Raw genomic sequence first — 15,170 nt, forward strand, 5'->3', positions numbered from 1 at the left:
TTTTTTTACGGATTTCGTCCGCCCATCGCTTCGTCCATGTTCGAGACCAGCGCCTCCACCGTACTTGATCCGATGATTCCGTCCACGACGAGGTCTTTGTCAGCTTGAAACGAGCGCACCGCCGCCGCCGTCACCGGGCCGTACACCCCATCGAGATCGCCTTTGTAGTAACCGAGCGTTTGCAAGATTCGCTGGACATCGATCACGTCCGTGCCATAGGAAACTCCTAAACGCAAGATGCGAGACGTGAAGGCTTTGCCCGACACTTTGACCAATGTGCCAAGTGGAATCAAATCATAGAGTTCCTCCACGTCTTTGTTCTGCATGCGGATGCAACCGTGCGAGACCCCTTTGCCAATCGAATGTGGATTGTCTGTCCCGTGGATGCCGTAGCCGCCAAACGGAATGTTCAGACGCATCCAACGCGTGCCGAACGGTCCTCCGGGGTTGATCGCTTTTTGCGTGATCTTCCAATCGCCCAGCGGTGTGGACGTAAGCGTTGAGCCGACGCCGACGCTGAACGTTTTGACCAGATGCCCCGACTTGTATACATAGAGGACACATCGCTCCGTGTCCACGTGCAAACGATGCTCACCGCTGGCGGCAACGAGCAAGCTCACCGCTTCTGAAGCCCCCAGTGCGGTCCATGTTTCAGGGCCGACCACTCCGTCCTGTTGCAGCCCTTGCAACTCTTGAAACCTCCGTACGGCCGCCGCCGTTCCCGGACCGAACACCCCGTCCGGCGGGTCTGACGCAAGCCCGAGCTCAAGCATCCGCTCTTGCAACGACGCCACGTCCGGGCCGCGCAGATAGGGGCTGACCAGCCGCAAAAAACGCGACGCGTAGATCATCTCCGAATCCTCCTCACGATGCCGATTGTGCACCATCCCTACAACACTATGTCCTGAATACCTTTGACATGCGCAGGGAACATCTAAAAACAGCACCAGTTCTCGGCAGACTTGCATGTGAAAGGAGATTCCCCCATGGCTCAAAGTGCCGTCCAAGGCGTTCCTGCCCAGACCCCCAAGGGCTCGACGACGGTCAAGATCTATTTTTACACCTCCATCTTCTACCTGTTGGCGAGCATGATTCTCGGATTGATCGTTGCGCTGAAAGCGGTCAATCCGGAATTTCTGACGTCCTCCCGGTTTTGGCAGGAGTATTTCACGTACGGTCGTCTGCGTCCCACCCATACCAACACGGCGTTGATCGGGTGGCTGACGACTGTGTATTTTGGCGTTTTGTACTATGGAGTCCCGGCGCTGTGCAAGAGAGCGCTGTGGAGCGAGAAGCTCGGCATCTTCACCGCTGTTTTCTGGAACATCGTCTACATCGGCGGTGCGCTCGCCCTGCTTGCCGGCTACCAAACCGGTGTCGAGTACGCGGAATTGCCTCTGATCTTTGATATTGGGGTTGTCATCTGCGTTGTGTTGACGTTCTGGAACCTGTTCCAAACGGCCCGCTACCGCCAAGAGCGCGTCCTGTACGTCTCGATGTGGTACTGGCTGGGATCGCTCCTCAACCTCGCCATCGTCTACATCATCGGCAACATTCCGGCGGGATGGGTCGGTCCAGGCTCCATCCAGATGGGTTATTACTACTTCTACCTGCACAACATCATCGGCCTCTGGTTCACCGTCGTCGGGGTCGGTACGATCTACTACCTCCTGCCAAAACTTGTGCAACGCCCGATCTACTCGCACAAGCTCTCCCTGATCGGCTTCTGGATGATCGTGGCGTTCTATTCGTGGAACGGCCCTCACCATCTGATCAACGGCCCGATTCCGGTCTGGCTGATGAAAGCCGGAATCATCCCGTCCCTGCTGCTCCTCATCCCCGTATGGTCGGTGCTCGCCAACATCATCGGGACGATGAAAGGCGTCTGGTACAAAGTCTCGCAGAATCTCGCCTTGAAATTCCTGATCACAGGGGCGCTGTTCTACGGTCTCGCCTGCATCCAAGGACCGTTCCAAGCGCTGATGGGCCCGCACGCCATCTTGCACTTCACGTACTGGACGGTCGGACACGCACACATGCCGCTGTTCGGCGGATTCTCGATGGTCGCTTTTTCCGCGGTCTACTACATGTTGCCACGCCTGACCTACCGCCACATCTATTCGCGTGCTCTGATGAACTGGCACTACTGGCTGTCGGTCATCGGCTTCCTGATTTTCGGCTTTGCGATGTGGACGGCCGGGATCATCCAAGGTTTTGAATGGATGGACGGCAAGCAACTCGGCGCCGGTTTCTTGCAAGTGTTGGAATCCCTGCACATCTTCCTAATCTCCCGCGCTGTCGGCGGTTCCATGATGTTCCTCGGACAAATCGCCTTCGCGTGGAACGTATGGCGCTCGGTCAAAGCCGGACAAATCGTCTCGGCGGACGACCCCATCCTCGTCTCTCGCTGATCCAACTATTTTGTAAAAAAAGAGGTGAAGCAACATGGCGAACGAAGCAGAGAAAAACCCAGGGATACTGTTGGTCGGCGCGGGCCTCTTGGTGTTGCTCGGGGTCTTGGGCACCGTGTGGCTCCCTTACTTTGACTCTTCGGTAGTCACCCCGACCGACACCGCCAAATTGCGCAACTACCCGACCGACTCGGCGGAAGCGCGCGGACGACACGTCTACATACGCGAAGGCTGCATCTGGTGTCATTCGCAACAAGTCCGCCCCGTGCGCGCCGACTCCAAACTCGGCCCTGTCACCGTCCCGGGCGATTACTACTACGACAAGCCGGTCATCACGATGACCCAGCGGACCGGGCCCGACCTGATGTGGGTCGGCTCCCGCTACAGCGCCGATTGGCAACATGAGCACTTGAAAAATCCGCAAAAAATCGCCGGTCCGGCGTCGATCATGCCCAAATACAACTACCTGTCGGAACAAGACCGCAACGACCTCGTCGCCTACCTGCTCTCCCTGAAACCGGCACCTCAAAAGAAATAGGAGGAACTCAACATGAACCCAGCCGCATGGATGCTCATCATCGTTTGCTGCTGCATGACCGGCGCAAGCGCGCTGGTCGTCTGGTGGTCGTGGAAAACGGGTCAGTTTGACGACACCGAAGGCATCAAATACCGCATGCTCCAAGACGAATAAGCAACAGCAGAAAGGAGGAGCCACGCATGGCGGACCCACGCGATCCGAAAACCCCCGCCCCGACCGACCTCTCACAGAAATTCATGTCAGAGGAAGAAGTGGAAAACCATCGGGACGACGGGCATTACACGGTCGTCTCCGATATCAAGGTCGCCCACGGCAAGGTCCCGAAGTTTCTCAAGTTCGTCTACGTAGGACTGGCAGCTTGGGGTTTGTACTACGCGCTGGCCGCAAGTCCGATCAACGACCGCACAGAAGCATCGCCCAGCGCTGCCCCCACGGCGGAAGCGGGGGCAGAAGTATTCTCCACCACATGCGCAGGTTGCCACAATCCAACGGCAGAACGCAAGATCGGCCCGGGGTTGCTCGGCGTCCAACAACGCCTCGGTGACAAAGAACTCGAAAACGTTCTGCACAACGGCCGCCCGGACAAGGGCATGCCCGCTCCGCCCAGCTTGAACTTGAACGACAACCAGATTCAATCCTTGAAACTCTACCTCACATCGCTGAAAAAATAGCTGAACCCAAGGAGGTGAGCTCTCATGTCCGCACAAGCCCGACACGTCTTCGGCGTGTTCGAGACCACCGAAGCGGCCCGCGCTCTCATTACCGCCCTCAGCCCGTATGTCCCGCAAGACCGCATCTCCGTCGTTACCAAGTCGGACCAACTGCCCGACTATGCCACGAAGCAACAGGAAACGGATAACATCGTCGACGGGACGCTCATCGGAGCGGCAATCGGCGGCGTGCTTGGTATCGGAGCTGCGATGGCAACCGCGTTGTACCCGACCGCAGGCAACTTGCTGATCACGTTGGGTCCGTTGGCCGGTGCCGCCTATGGCTCTTGGAGCGGCGGTGCGCTAGGCGCCCTGATCGACCTCGGCATCTCGCCGCCAAACGCTCGGTACTTCCACGACGCCGTCGAACGCGGCAACTTGTTGCTCAGTGCTGAAGTTCAGGACGACAACCAACGCGTGGTTGAGCAATTGTTTCACGACTACGGTGCCGACGCCGTGCTCACCCGCTGACATCTCTACGCAGACGAAAAAATCCCCTTGCCGACAAGGGGATTTTTTGCTGGGTTTCAGAAGGATTTTCCGTAAAAAATGTTGAACTATTCACTCATACCCATTTAATACAATGTAAGAAGGAGGCACACAAACATGAGTTTTGCCCGCATCTATAAAATTTGGTGCCTCATGTTGACGCTTACGATCACGATTACCGGACTTTATCAGGCATTCTATCAAGACTTCCCCTTCTTCTGGACGATCGAATGCAGCGTCGGAGTTTTGCTACTGCTCATGCTGACTCTACCAAAACGCTTTCCACAAGCGGGGATTCCCATACTGTTTGGGAGCCAGATGCTGGTAACCCTGGGCTTTTATGCGGTTATCTCCATCAACCAGATCGGTACAACCGTTCTGTTTTTCCCCGCTCTCTACACCCTGCTCTATCCAAATCGGCGATACTTCTATGGGGGACAGATTTTGGTCTCGATCGGCTACTTGCTCTGCTCATGGGACAATCCTTTGCAACAGCACGTGATCTTTTTTAGTATTTTCGCCTGCTACTCCACCCTGCTGGGATTCGTCTCCCAGATCATGGTTCGCAACGCTTCGGAAGTCGCCAAGTTTCAAGAGCGAGTCGAAGTGTTCTCTCATGCCATCGAGGCTCGCGATTCTTATACGCAAGGCCACTCCCGACGCGTGTCTCGCTATGCGGTGGAGATCGGCAAGCTCGTGCCGGGCATCGATATCGAATTACTGCGCATGGCGGGCGATTTGCATGACATCGGCAAGATCTCCACGCCCGACGCCGTTCTGCTCAAGCCCGGGCGTTTGACCGATGAAGAGTACGACGTGATCAAACGGCACCCCGTGGACGGAGCCAATCTGTTGCGCCGCTTTGACGTCGACGGCCCGATCCTCGAAGGTGTGCTCTACCACCACGAACGCATGAACGGCACCGGCTATCCCGAGGGCCGCATCGGAGAACACATCCCGCTCTACGCCCGCATCCTCGCCGTGGCCGATACGTTCGACGCGATGACCACCACCCGCTCCTACCGCATCGCCTACCCGCCGCAAGTTGCGTACGACGAGATTCTCTCGCTCAAAGGCTTGTACTATGACCCGCTCGTCGTCGATTGCTTTGTGAAGTGCTACGATACCATCCTCGCCATCTTCTTCGAACATCAAGAGTCCGAATACCTCCCGCTGGAAACCGCTCGTTGAGGGTTGTATACTGAGAAGAAAAACGCGAGAGGACGACCCACCCCCTTATGACCTATTCGAGACTGCAGTGGTTCTCCGTGCTGTTTCCCACGTTGTTGGTCGGCGGCATGGAATACATACGCCATGCCTACCTGCTCCCGTACTTGTCGATGGCGCAGGGGAATTATGTGATTACGTTTTTGGTGCTGGTGCTTTCCTTTTTCTATGCAACCTGGGTGTTTCGCACGATGCGGCGGATCAACACCCGACTCTCGGAGGAGGAAGCCCGGCGCGCCGTTTATGAAGAGCGTGAGCGGATGGCCCGTGAGTTGCATGACGGGATCGCGCAGACGCTTTTTTTCTTGAACGTGAAGCTGAAAATGGGCCGCGTCGAAGAGGCGCGCACAGCCGTTGCCGCCATCGACAACCACGTGCGGCAGGCAATCTTCAACTTGCGCGACTTGCCGGAGGAGGGCGACACCCTGACCTGCCGTTTGGAAAAATGGCTGAGCCAGTGGAGCGCTCTGACCGGGATCGAGGTGCAGCACGACTTTCAGACGCCGCCGGAGCATTTTTTTAACGCCGCGCAGGAAGTGCAGATCTTCGGCATCGTGCAAGAAGCGTTCAACAACATCCGCAAGCACGCCCGTGCCTCCCTTGCTTTCAGCAAGTTCACCTGGCAAGAGAACGGTCGATGGCAGTTCACCATCGCCGACAACGGCAGCGGGATCGACGAAGAGATCACCGCGCACCCCGATCCGAAAAAGTACGGCCTGCGGATGATCACCGAGCGGGCCGAGAAACTCCACGCCGACTTCCAACTCACAAACCTTGCAGACGGCGGCACGGAACTGAAACTGACGGCACGAGCAGGAGGCACGAAAGCATGACCCCATACAAAGTTCTGGTCGCCGACGACCACCCCTTGGCTCGGGAAGCCATTCGCTCGCTTTTGGAGGACGATGATTCCTTTCAGATCATAGCGGAAGCGCGAGACGGGCGGGAAGCGGTCTCGCTGTGCGAAGAACTGAAACCCGACCTCGTGTTGATGGACATCAACATGCCGCACGTCGACGGATTGGAAGCGACACGACTCATCAAAAAGTCTCGCCCTGAGATCAAACTCGTCATCTTGAGCGTGTCCGACAACGTCGCCGACTTGTTCACCGCCATCCAGTTCGGCGCACAAGGGTATCTGTTGAAAAACCTCGAACCTGACGACTGGCTGACCTACTTGCACGCCCTCCTCGACGAAGACGCCGAGATTCCCCGCGAGATGGCGGGCCGCATCCTCACCCGCTTTCAAAGCGGCGGCGAAATCTCCGGCGATGTCTTGCCCGACGTGCTGACCCCGCGCGAACGAGAGATCCTCGCGCACGTCGCAGTCGGCGCCACCAACAAGCAGATCGCCGAGAAACTGGTCATCGCCGAGAACACCGTCAAGAACCACATGAAAAACGTCCTCGACAAGCTTCACTTGCAAAACCGTGTTCAACTCGCCGCCTACGCCGTCCGACACGGTCTCAAAACCGAGTGATTTGAAAAAAGACACGCTTCGGTCATCCGAAAAGTGTCTTTTTTCGTACATACTATTTATAAAAGATAGCCCGGGTGAGCCATTCTACCTAGCACCCTCCAAAGGGTATGATGAATAACGTTCGGGAGACCGAGAAGGAGTGACACATGAAAAAACTACGACCCTTTGGTTTTGCCCTTATCCTGCTCTTCCTGTTCGCATGGCAAGCTCAACCTGTGTTCGCACACGCCAACCTGATCAAAACCAGCCCTTTTAACGGCGGAGTCGTCGCCACTTCGCCGGAACGGGTGACTCTTGAATTCAACGAACCGTTGGAGCCCGACTTGATTGGCTTGAAGCTTTACGATTGGAACGGCAAGCAACTTTCGCTGGAGAAGCCGCATGTAACTTCCGGCAAGCCAACCGAGATGCAATCGCCGCTTCCACAATTGGAACAGGGCACGTACACTGTGGCTTGGAGCGTGATCTCGGAGGACGGACACCCCGTCAACGGGTCGATTTCGTTCTCGATCGGCACCCGCTCCGCAGACATCGTCGGCCCGACGAAAGCCTCGCAACTTTTCCAGCACGGCTTCGAGATTCTGCTGATCGTCCTGCGCTATGCGGTGGAGGGGATTGTGTTGCTGGCAGCCGGTTTCTATGGACTGGCGTTTGTGGCTCGCCGTTTCCAACTGCCTTCGGTGGACGCTCTGCTCACTTCTAAAGTTCGAACGCTGATGTGGGGTCTGCTGTTCCTGCTGACGATTGGCGAATGGTTCGTCTATTCAGCCGGATTGCCCGGCGGCGGGATGAACGCCGCGCTTTTGCAAGGTCATTGGAACATCGTGTTCGAAAGCCCGTTTGCGACGATGCTTCTCCTTCAAGCAGTGTTGTTGCTCTTGTTCGCCCTGCGCGGTATGCAGAGCGTCTGGTATCCGCTGATCGGGGCTTTGCTTGTCGCCAACTTCGCGTTTGGCGGTCATGCACGAGGCATTACGCCGGAATGGCTGGGGTTGTCTCTGCGCGTGTTGCATTTGCTCGTCATCGCACTCTGGCTTGGCGGACTCAGCTATCTCGGCTTGACCTTGCGCCATGAGCAACTGACAGAAGAAACGCTCGACCGAACGAAATTCCGTCCGTTCTTTGTCCGCACAATGGCTGTCGCTGCGATTCTGACGACGATCACAGGGATTGCGATGACAGAAGTGCAGACCGATTGGTTCTCCGTTCTGCTGTTCAAAGGCGGGATGTGGGGCAATCTCCTCTGGCTGAAAGTCGGCTTCCTCGTCATCATGCTGGTGCTGGCTTGGTTTCAGACGATGCGCTGGCGAGACAGCGACCGCAAGTTGAACTTCGATCTGTTGCGAACGGAATGGCTCGTCGGCATCCTCGTGATCCAAGTGGCGGTCTTCCTCAGCCAGATGCCGTATCCGTCTCCGGTTCACCCCTATCGTGAAACCCTGCAAGCCCAACAGATGCAAGCAGAGGTTCGAATTCCGAAGTTAGTCTTGGGCGAGCAAACCCTCTCCGTCACTCTGCCGCAAGCACCGCAGGAAGTGAAAGCCACGCTCAAGATGATGGACATGGAGATGGGCGACCTCGACCTGAAACCTGTAAAGAAAGACGCTACCCATTACGACATCCCCGTGCCGTTCGTGATGTCCGGACACTGGAAGTTTACGATTACAGCCGTATACCCTGATGACAAACGAATTTCGTGGTCGGATGAAGTGCTAATCCCCCAAGGAGGACAACTCTAATGAAAAAACTCACCACCGCCCTGCTGCTCACCGCCGCTTTGACTTGGACAACCGCCGCGTCCGCTCACGTCACCGTCTGGCCGAAAGAAACCACGACGGGCGCTTATGAAAAATACACCGTCCGAGTGCCGGTCGAGAAGGACCTCAACACCACGAAAGTTCGTGTCGAGTTCCCGACCGGCGTCAAAGTCTCCACCGTGCAACCGATGGCAGGTTGGGACTATGCCTACGAGACGAACCCGGACGGCACGAACAAAGCGATCACGTGGACAGCCACTGCCGGCGGGCTCAAAAAAGGCGAGTTCGCCGAGTTCAACTTCATCGGGGCCAACCCGAAGGAAGTCGGAAGCGGCAAACTGGCGTGGAAAGCCTACCAAACCTACGCAGACAACTCCGTCGTCGAATGGACCGGCGAAGAGGGCTCCAAGACACCTGCCTCTGTGACCACGATCAAAGCGGCAAGCGGCACGGAGACCGGCAATCACGATGACGAAAAAACGACCACCCCGGCAACTCCGGCTGCAGACAACTCCACCCAAACGTCTGACACCACCTCAACAACCAGCAACACCGTCCCTTACATCCTCTCCGGCGCCGCACTCCTGCTCGCCCTGATCTCCCTCTTCCGCAAACGCGCCTAAGTAAAAAAAAGCCCTGCAACCTCTCGGGAGGTCGCAGGGCTCTTTTTTCATCACCGTGGATTTACTTTGCTTCTACGGTATCTTTGAGGTACCCGCTCTCACGCAGTTGCTTGAGCAGAGTACTGAATTGGTTGAGGTCGAGTTGTTGCTTCGCATCCGACAGCGCAACTGCCGGTTCGTTGTGGGTTTCGATGATCAAGCCGTCTGCACCAACCGCCAGTGCGGCTTTGGCAATCGGGAACATGATATCTTTGCGCCCGGTCGAGTGCGCGATGTCGACGATGACCGGGAGATGGGATTCCTGCTTGAGGATCGGCACCGCCGAGATGTCCAGCGTGTTGCGCGTGGCTTTCTCGTAGGTACGAATGCCGCGCTCGCAGAGGATGATCTGGCTGTTGCCGCGAGATGCAATGTATTCGGCCGCGTAGAGCAATTCCTCGATGGTTGCGGAGAGTCCGCGCTTGAGCAGGATCGGTTTCTTGACGGAACCGGCTTCCTTCAACAGTTCGAAGTTCTGCATGTTGCGTGCGCCGATCTGGATCACGTCGAGGTACTCGCAAGACATCTCGATGTCTTCCGGACGAACGATCTCCGAAACACAGGTCATGCCGTACTTCTTCGCCGTCTCGCTGAGGATCTTCAGACCCTCGACGCCGAGACCTTGGAAGTCATACGGGGAGGTACGCGGCTTGTAAGCACCGCCGCGCAGCAAGCGAATGCCTTCGGTTTGCAGGTGAGCACCGACTGCGTTCATCTGATCGACCGTCTCCACGGAGCACGGACCGGAGATGATCAGCGGTTGGTTGTTGCCGCCAATCGATACGTTTCCGAATGTAACGACCGTGTCGGCCGATTGGTTTTTGCGGGAGATGAGAAGCGATTTTTTCTCCTCTTCTTGCAGGCCAAGCGATGCTTGGAAGATCTGCTTGAACAGATGGCGAATCGTATCGCTCGGGAACGGACCTTCGTTCGAAGCCACGAGTTTATCCAACATTTCCTTCTCGCGGATCGGGTCGAAACGCTCGGTTCCTTTCCCCGATTTCAGTTGACCAATCTCCTGTACCAGCTCAGCTCGACGGTTCAATACCTCCAGAATGTCCTGGTTCACCGCATCCAGTTGGCGGCGCAGCTCTTCAAATCTCTCTTTGCTCATGCTCAACTCTCCTCTCCTCATACGAAACCAAAAAAATGAATATCTCTAGAGTTTACACCTTTTGTCGAAGTTTAGAAACCACCAATTCCAACGCATTCAGGAAGAGTTGGTTCTCCTCCGACGATCCGATCGTCACACGCAGATACCCCGGTGCGCCAAGCGCCGTACCGCTGCGGGCGATGATCCCTTTTTCCAACAACAACTGGAACAGCTCTTTGTCGTTCAACTTGGTGTCGAAAATCAAAAAGTTTGCCTGCGTCGGGATATGCGAGAACCCAAGAGCTTCTAAACCCTTCGTCAACTGCTCATATCCGGAAGAATTCAGCGCACGGGACGTCTCCACATGCTCTTCATCGCCCAGAGCAGCCACCGCCGCCACTTGAGCCAACGTGTTGACGTTAAACGGTTCACGCACGCGGTTGATCTCGGTCGCAATCTCTTCCCGACAGAAAACATACCCGATCCGAAGCGCCGCCAGCGCATACATTTTCGAGAATGTGCGCATGACAAGCACATTGTACCCTTCCTTCAGGAAATCAATTCCTGATGCGACATCGTCGGCGGTTGCGTATTCAATGTACGCTTCGTCGAGGATGACAAGCACGTGACTCGGAACTTGGTCGAGGAAGTGTCGCAACTCGTCCTTGCGAATGTACGTACCGGTCGGGTTGTTTGGCGAGCAGAGATAGAGCAGCTTGGTCTTGTCCGTCACCGCCGCCAACATCGCGTCGAGGTCGTATTGGAACCCGTCAAGAAGCGGAACTTGCACCGACGTTCCCGCCATCACTTGTGTACCGAACCAATATTGGGAGAAAGACGGACTCGGCACCACGACTTCGTCGCCCGGGTTCAAAAACGTTTCCGAGATCATCTTGATGCATTCGTCCGACCCGTTGCCGACGAGGATCTGTCCCGTCGGAATGCTATACTTTGCCGCCAGAGCTGCTTTGAGATCAACCGCACCGCCGTCCGGATAGCGATGCAAACTCCCCAGAGCCGTGAGAATCGCCTCTTGGGCCTTTTTGGAAGGCCCTACCGGGTTTTCATTGGACGCAAGTTTAATTACGTCCTTCAAACCGTATTCCCGCTTCACATCGGAGATCGGTTTGCCGGGGCTGTACGGAGTGATCGCCTGCAAGTTCTTGCGGACGTTGTTCAAAATTTCATGGGTCATAAGGACAACTCCTCCCGAACACCTGATAGTCATGGTAGAATACAGATATATGCCTACCACTATCCTACTTTACAGCGATAAAGAAAGGCAAGACCTTTTACGCTGCTTCTTCTGCAATTAACAAGAATAGTAGCATAATTTAAAATAATTGACAATGGTAATAAAAGAAAGGGTGGCTCATTTTTGCTGACCGTACAAGACTTCCTGGAAGCCCGACATAATCTCCAACAAGTTATCCACTGCACGCCTCTCGACTACTCGAAGACGTTCAGTTCCCTTTCCCACAACGAAATTTATCTGAAGCTTGAAAACCTGCAAAAAACCGGCTCCTTCAAAATCCGCGGAGCTTTTCACAAAATCGCCTCGCTCTCCGAAGACGAGAAAAAACGCGGCGTCATCGCCGCGTCTGCAGGCAACCATGCCCAAGGCGTCGCCATGGGGGCCGCGCATGCAGGCATTCCTTGCATCATCGTCATGCCGGAAGCCGCACCGCTGACCAAAGTCGAAGCGACCTCCGGCTATGGCGCACAAGTCATCCTCTACGGCAAAAACTACGACGAAGCCTACGCCAAGGCGCTTGAAATTCAACAAGAGCGCGGCATGACCTTCGTCCACGCCTTCAACGACCGTGCGGTCATGGCGGGCCAGGGCACCATCGCGTTGGAAATTCTCGAACAACTTCCGGACGTCGACGTCATCGTCACTCCGGTCGGCGGCGGCGGTCTGGTCGCCGGTGTCGCAATGGCAGCCAAATTGATGAAGCCCGACGTGATGATCGTCGGCGTCGAAGCAAGCGGTGCCGCTTGTATGAAGGAATCGCTCGACAAGCAACAGATCGTAACGCTTGAGCAAGCGGCGACGATTGCGGACGGGATCTGTGTGCGCACGCCGGGCGACTTGACCTACCAAGTCACCCGCGACTTTGTCGACCACATCGTCACCGTCGACGAAGACGAGATCGCCCGCGCCATGCTGATGGCGCTTGAACGGAACAAGATGGTCGTCGAAGGGGCGGGAGCAACCGGCCTCGCCGCCGTCCTCTACGATAAACTGCCTGTGAAAAACAAAAAAGTCTGCGTCCTGCTCTCCGGCGGGAACGTCGACGTCAACTTCCTCTCCCGCATCATCGAGCGCGGCCTGGTCGAATCAGGCCGTTATCTGCGCATCAACACAACCGTTTCGGACAAGCCGGGCGTGCTGCAAGAAGTTCTGCGCATCTTCGGCGACGAGCGAGCGAACATCATCGGCATCCAACACCATCGTATGGGCTCCCGCGTCATGCTTGGCGAAGCTGAGATTGAAGTGGACGTTGAGACGCGCGACCACGCGCACCAAGAGCGCATTTTGGAGCGCCTGCAAACTGCGGGCTTCTCCGTTTTGACGAGATAGGAGTTGGTGACTTTGAGTCAACCGCAAGACCTGATCTTCGCCCTCGACATCGGCACGCGTTCCGTCGTCGGCCTCGTGGCGGACCACCTGCAGGATGGCAAGCTCCAAGTCGTGGCGACCGAAGTTCAAGAACACACCACGCGCGCGATGCTCGACGGGCAGATTCACGACGTCGTTGAAGTCGCCGAGATCATCCGCCGTGTCAAGGAACGCTTAGAAGAAAAAGTCGGCCCTCTGAAAAAAGTCGCGGTGGCCGCCGCCGGCCGCGCCTTGAAAACGGTGCGCACCCGCGTTGACCGTGAACTGGTGAACAACCAACGCTTGACCAAGGAAGACGTCATGGCGTTGGAATTGACCGCCGTCCAACAGGCGGAGAAACAATTGCAAGACATCACACCGGACGCCGCCCGTTACCATTGCGTCGGCTACACCGTCATCCACTACTTGCTCGACGATTCGCAGATCGGGTCTTTGGTCGATCAATGGGGCCTTCAAGCGTCCGTCGAGATCATCGCGACGTTCTTGCCCCGGGTCGTCATCGACTCGTTGCAAATTGCCTTGGAACGTGCAGGTTTAGAAATGGCCGCTCTGACGCTGGAGCCGATTGCGGCGATCAACGCGCTGATTCCGCCCACGATGCGCAAACTCAACCTTGCGCTCGTCGACATCGGCGCCGGCACGTCCGACATCGCGCTCACCGCCGAGGGCACCGTCACCGCCTATGGCATGGTGCCGGTCGCAGGAGACGAGATCACCGAAGCGCTCTCGCAGAAATACCTGCTCGACTTCCCCGTTGCCGAAGAAGTCAAACGCAAACTGCTGGCTCACGAAATCGTCACCTACACCGACGTGCTGGGAATGCCGTACGAAGTGCCGGCTCGTGAGATCACAGAGTCGATTTTTGAAGAAGTCACCCATCTCGCCCAAATGATCGGGCGTGAGATCAAGAACCTCAACCAACGCGGTCCCCAAGCGGTTATGCTGATCGGCGGCGGCTCGCAGACTCCGATGTTGCCGGCCCTGCTCGCCGCAGAACTGGGCTTGCCGAAGGAACGGGTCGTCATCCGAGGCACAGACGCGATTCAACAACTCGCCGCTCAACACGATTCCCTGCAAGGTCCGCAAGCGGTTACCCCGGTCGGCATCGCGCTCGCCGCGATCTTGACGCCTGTCTCTTCGGTCGCCGTGCGCGTCAACGGCTTGCAGCATCGACTGTTTGAATTCCGTCAGATCACCGTCGGTGACTGCTTGCTCGCCGCCGATGTGGACATTCGCAAACTGCACGGACGTCCGGGGCTTGCGTTGACGATTGAAGTCAACGGCAAGATGAAAGTCTTGCGCGGCACACACGGCACGCCGGCAGAACTGTTGCTCAACGGCCAACCGGCGAAGCTCGACGACACCGTCCAACACGGCGATGAGTTGGAAGTCATCGGAGGCACGTCCGGCGTCGATGCCAGCGGCACCGTCTCCGACGTGCTCGACCCCCATCCGCCGCTCGTCGTCTACCGCGGTGCGAAGCGTTTTTCGCTACCTCCGCTGATCTTCATGAACGGGCAATCGGTTGCACCCGAGACACCGCTTGTCGATCGCGCGCGAATTACTTCTACTTCCCCGCAGGTTATGCGAGACGTGCTTACCTTGCTCGACCTTCCCGAGGAAATAGGCGAGGTACTCGCCAACCCGCCGCAGTTGACCGTCACTGTGGATGGGCACACGGTCTATCTGCCCTATGACAAGTACCGCTTGTTGCTCAACGAAGAGACGGCCTACCTCGACACGCCGATTCACAGCGACGATGTGATCGACTACGACGAACTGCAGCCGCCCGTCTACCAAGTACGCTACTTCTACGACGAGTCGCTGCATCCGCTCCTGTCGGTGAACGTGATCTGCAACGGCGTTCCGTACACCATCGAAGGCCCGCGCCCGCCGATCTACCGCAACGGCGAGAAGTGCCTCTTGGACGACCTCGTGCTGGACGGCGACTTCCTGCATTTCGCAACGGCTCCGTACAACGCAAACCCGTTGGAGAGCAACTGGCAGCCGGTGCTGAGCGACCTCTTCCGCTACATTGCAATTGAAAAGGAACGCCCGCCGCACTGCATGGAGCTCGTACTGACCGTCAATCATCAACCTGCCGCCTTCACGACCCCGCTCCCGCCGGGCGCGATCGTGACGATGGAATGGAAATAATCATAAAAAAGACCCGATCGCTC

At 56.7% G+C, this 15,170-nt stretch carries 15 protein-coding genes; 12 read left to right on the forward strand and 3 right to left on the reverse strand.

Features of this window, described 5'->3' with window-relative positions; genetic code table 11:
* Positions 1-5: 5 nt before the first annotated feature.
* Positions 6-851 (reverse strand): L,D-transpeptidase family protein, encoded by an 846-nt coding sequence (locus JJB07_RS11060; protein WP_201634942.1) that lies wholly within the window; start codon positions 849-851, stop codon positions 6-8.
* A 135-nt stretch (positions 852-986) separates the two neighbouring features.
* Between JJB07_RS11060 and JJB07_RS11065 the strand changes: the two genes are divergently transcribed.
* The 10 genes from JJB07_RS11065 (at position 987) to JJB07_RS11110 (ending at position 9,235) form a co-directional block, all read left to right on the forward strand.
* Complete coding sequence (locus JJB07_RS11065; protein ID WP_201634944.1) at positions 987-2,411, forward strand: cbb3-type cytochrome c oxidase subunit I; 1,425 nt, start codon at positions 987-989, stop codon at positions 2,409-2,411.
* A gap of 34 nt (positions 2,412-2,445) precedes the next feature.
* On the forward strand, positions 2,446-2,949 hold the full coding sequence (locus tag JJB07_RS11070; RefSeq protein ID WP_201634946.1) for a cbb3-type cytochrome c oxidase subunit II: 504 nt from the start codon (positions 2,446-2,448) through the stop codon (positions 2,947-2,949).
* 12 nt (positions 2,950-2,961) lie between these two features.
* Entirely contained in the window at positions 2,962-3,102 is a 141-nt protein-coding gene (gene ccoS / locus JJB07_RS11075) for a cbb3-type cytochrome oxidase assembly protein CcoS (protein WP_201634948.1), read from the forward strand.
* A 26-nt stretch (positions 3,103-3,128) separates the two neighbouring features.
* The gene (locus JJB07_RS11080) at positions 3,129-3,620 is read left to right on the forward strand and encodes a c-type cytochrome (RefSeq protein WP_201634950.1); all 492 of its coding nucleotides are present in this window, start codon (positions 3,129-3,131) and stop codon (positions 3,618-3,620) included.
* 24 nt (positions 3,621-3,644) lie between these two features.
* Positions 3,645-4,130, forward strand: a complete 486-nt coding sequence (locus JJB07_RS11085) for a DUF1269 domain-containing protein (protein WP_201634952.1) — start codon at positions 3,645-3,647, stop codon at positions 4,128-4,130.
* Between the two features lie 135 nt (positions 4,131-4,265).
* On the forward strand, positions 4,266-5,339 hold the full coding sequence (locus tag JJB07_RS11090; RefSeq protein ID WP_201634954.1) for an HD-GYP domain-containing protein: 1,074 nt from the start codon (positions 4,266-4,268) through the stop codon (positions 5,337-5,339).
* Between the two features lie 47 nt (positions 5,340-5,386).
* Positions 5,387-6,208, forward strand: a complete 822-nt coding sequence (locus JJB07_RS11095; RefSeq protein ID WP_201634956.1) for a sensor histidine kinase — start codon at positions 5,387-5,389, stop codon at positions 6,206-6,208.
* Positions 6,205-6,855, forward strand: a complete 651-nt coding sequence (locus tag JJB07_RS11100) for a response regulator (RefSeq protein ID WP_201634958.1) — start codon at positions 6,205-6,207, stop codon at positions 6,853-6,855. Before JJB07_RS11095 ends, JJB07_RS11100 begins: the two co-directional genes overlap by 4 nt.
* 146 nt (positions 6,856-7,001) lie before the next feature.
* Positions 7,002-8,594 (forward strand): copper resistance CopC/CopD family protein, encoded by a 1,593-nt coding sequence (locus JJB07_RS11105; protein WP_201634960.1) that lies wholly within the window; start codon positions 7,002-7,004, stop codon positions 8,592-8,594.
* Entirely contained in the window at positions 8,594-9,235 is a 642-nt protein-coding gene (locus JJB07_RS11110) for a YcnI family protein (RefSeq protein WP_201634962.1), read from the forward strand. The genes JJB07_RS11105 and JJB07_RS11110 overlap by 1 nt, the downstream gene beginning before the upstream one ends.
* Before the next feature lie 61 nt (positions 9,236-9,296).
* On the opposite strand, the gene JJB07_RS11115 is transcribed toward JJB07_RS11110, so the two are convergent.
* Positions 9,297-10,388 carry a bifunctional 3-deoxy-7-phosphoheptulonate synthase/chorismate mutase gene (locus JJB07_RS11115; protein ID WP_201634964.1) on the reverse strand — a complete coding sequence of 364 codons (1,092 nt, stop codon included), beginning with the start codon at positions 10,386-10,388 and terminating at the stop codon, positions 9,297-9,299.
* A gap of 52 nt (positions 10,389-10,440) precedes the next feature.
* Positions 10,441-11,562, reverse strand: coding sequence for a histidinol-phosphate transaminase (gene hisC, locus JJB07_RS11120; RefSeq protein ID WP_236588014.1), 1,122 nt, complete (start codon positions 11,560-11,562; stop codon positions 10,441-10,443).
* Positions 11,563-11,745: 183 nt separating this feature from the next.
* Here hisC and ilvA point away from each other — a divergent pair, with 183 nt between their 5' ends.
* Complete coding sequence (ilvA, locus tag JJB07_RS11125; RefSeq protein ID WP_201634968.1) at positions 11,746-12,951, forward strand: threonine ammonia-lyase; 1,206 nt, start codon at positions 11,746-11,748, stop codon at positions 12,949-12,951.
* Positions 12,952-12,963: 12 nt separating this feature from the next.
* A complete protein-coding gene (locus tag JJB07_RS11130; RefSeq protein WP_201634970.1) occupies positions 12,964-15,147 on the forward strand; it encodes a cell division protein FtsA in 2,184 nt (727 codons plus the stop codon).
* Positions 15,148-15,170 lie beyond the last annotated feature (23 nt).

Source organism: Tumebacillus amylolyticus (genome assembly GCF_016722965.1).
GTDB classification, from domain to species: Bacteria; Bacillota; Bacilli; order Tumebacillales; family Tumebacillaceae; genus Tumebacillus; species Tumebacillus amylolyticus.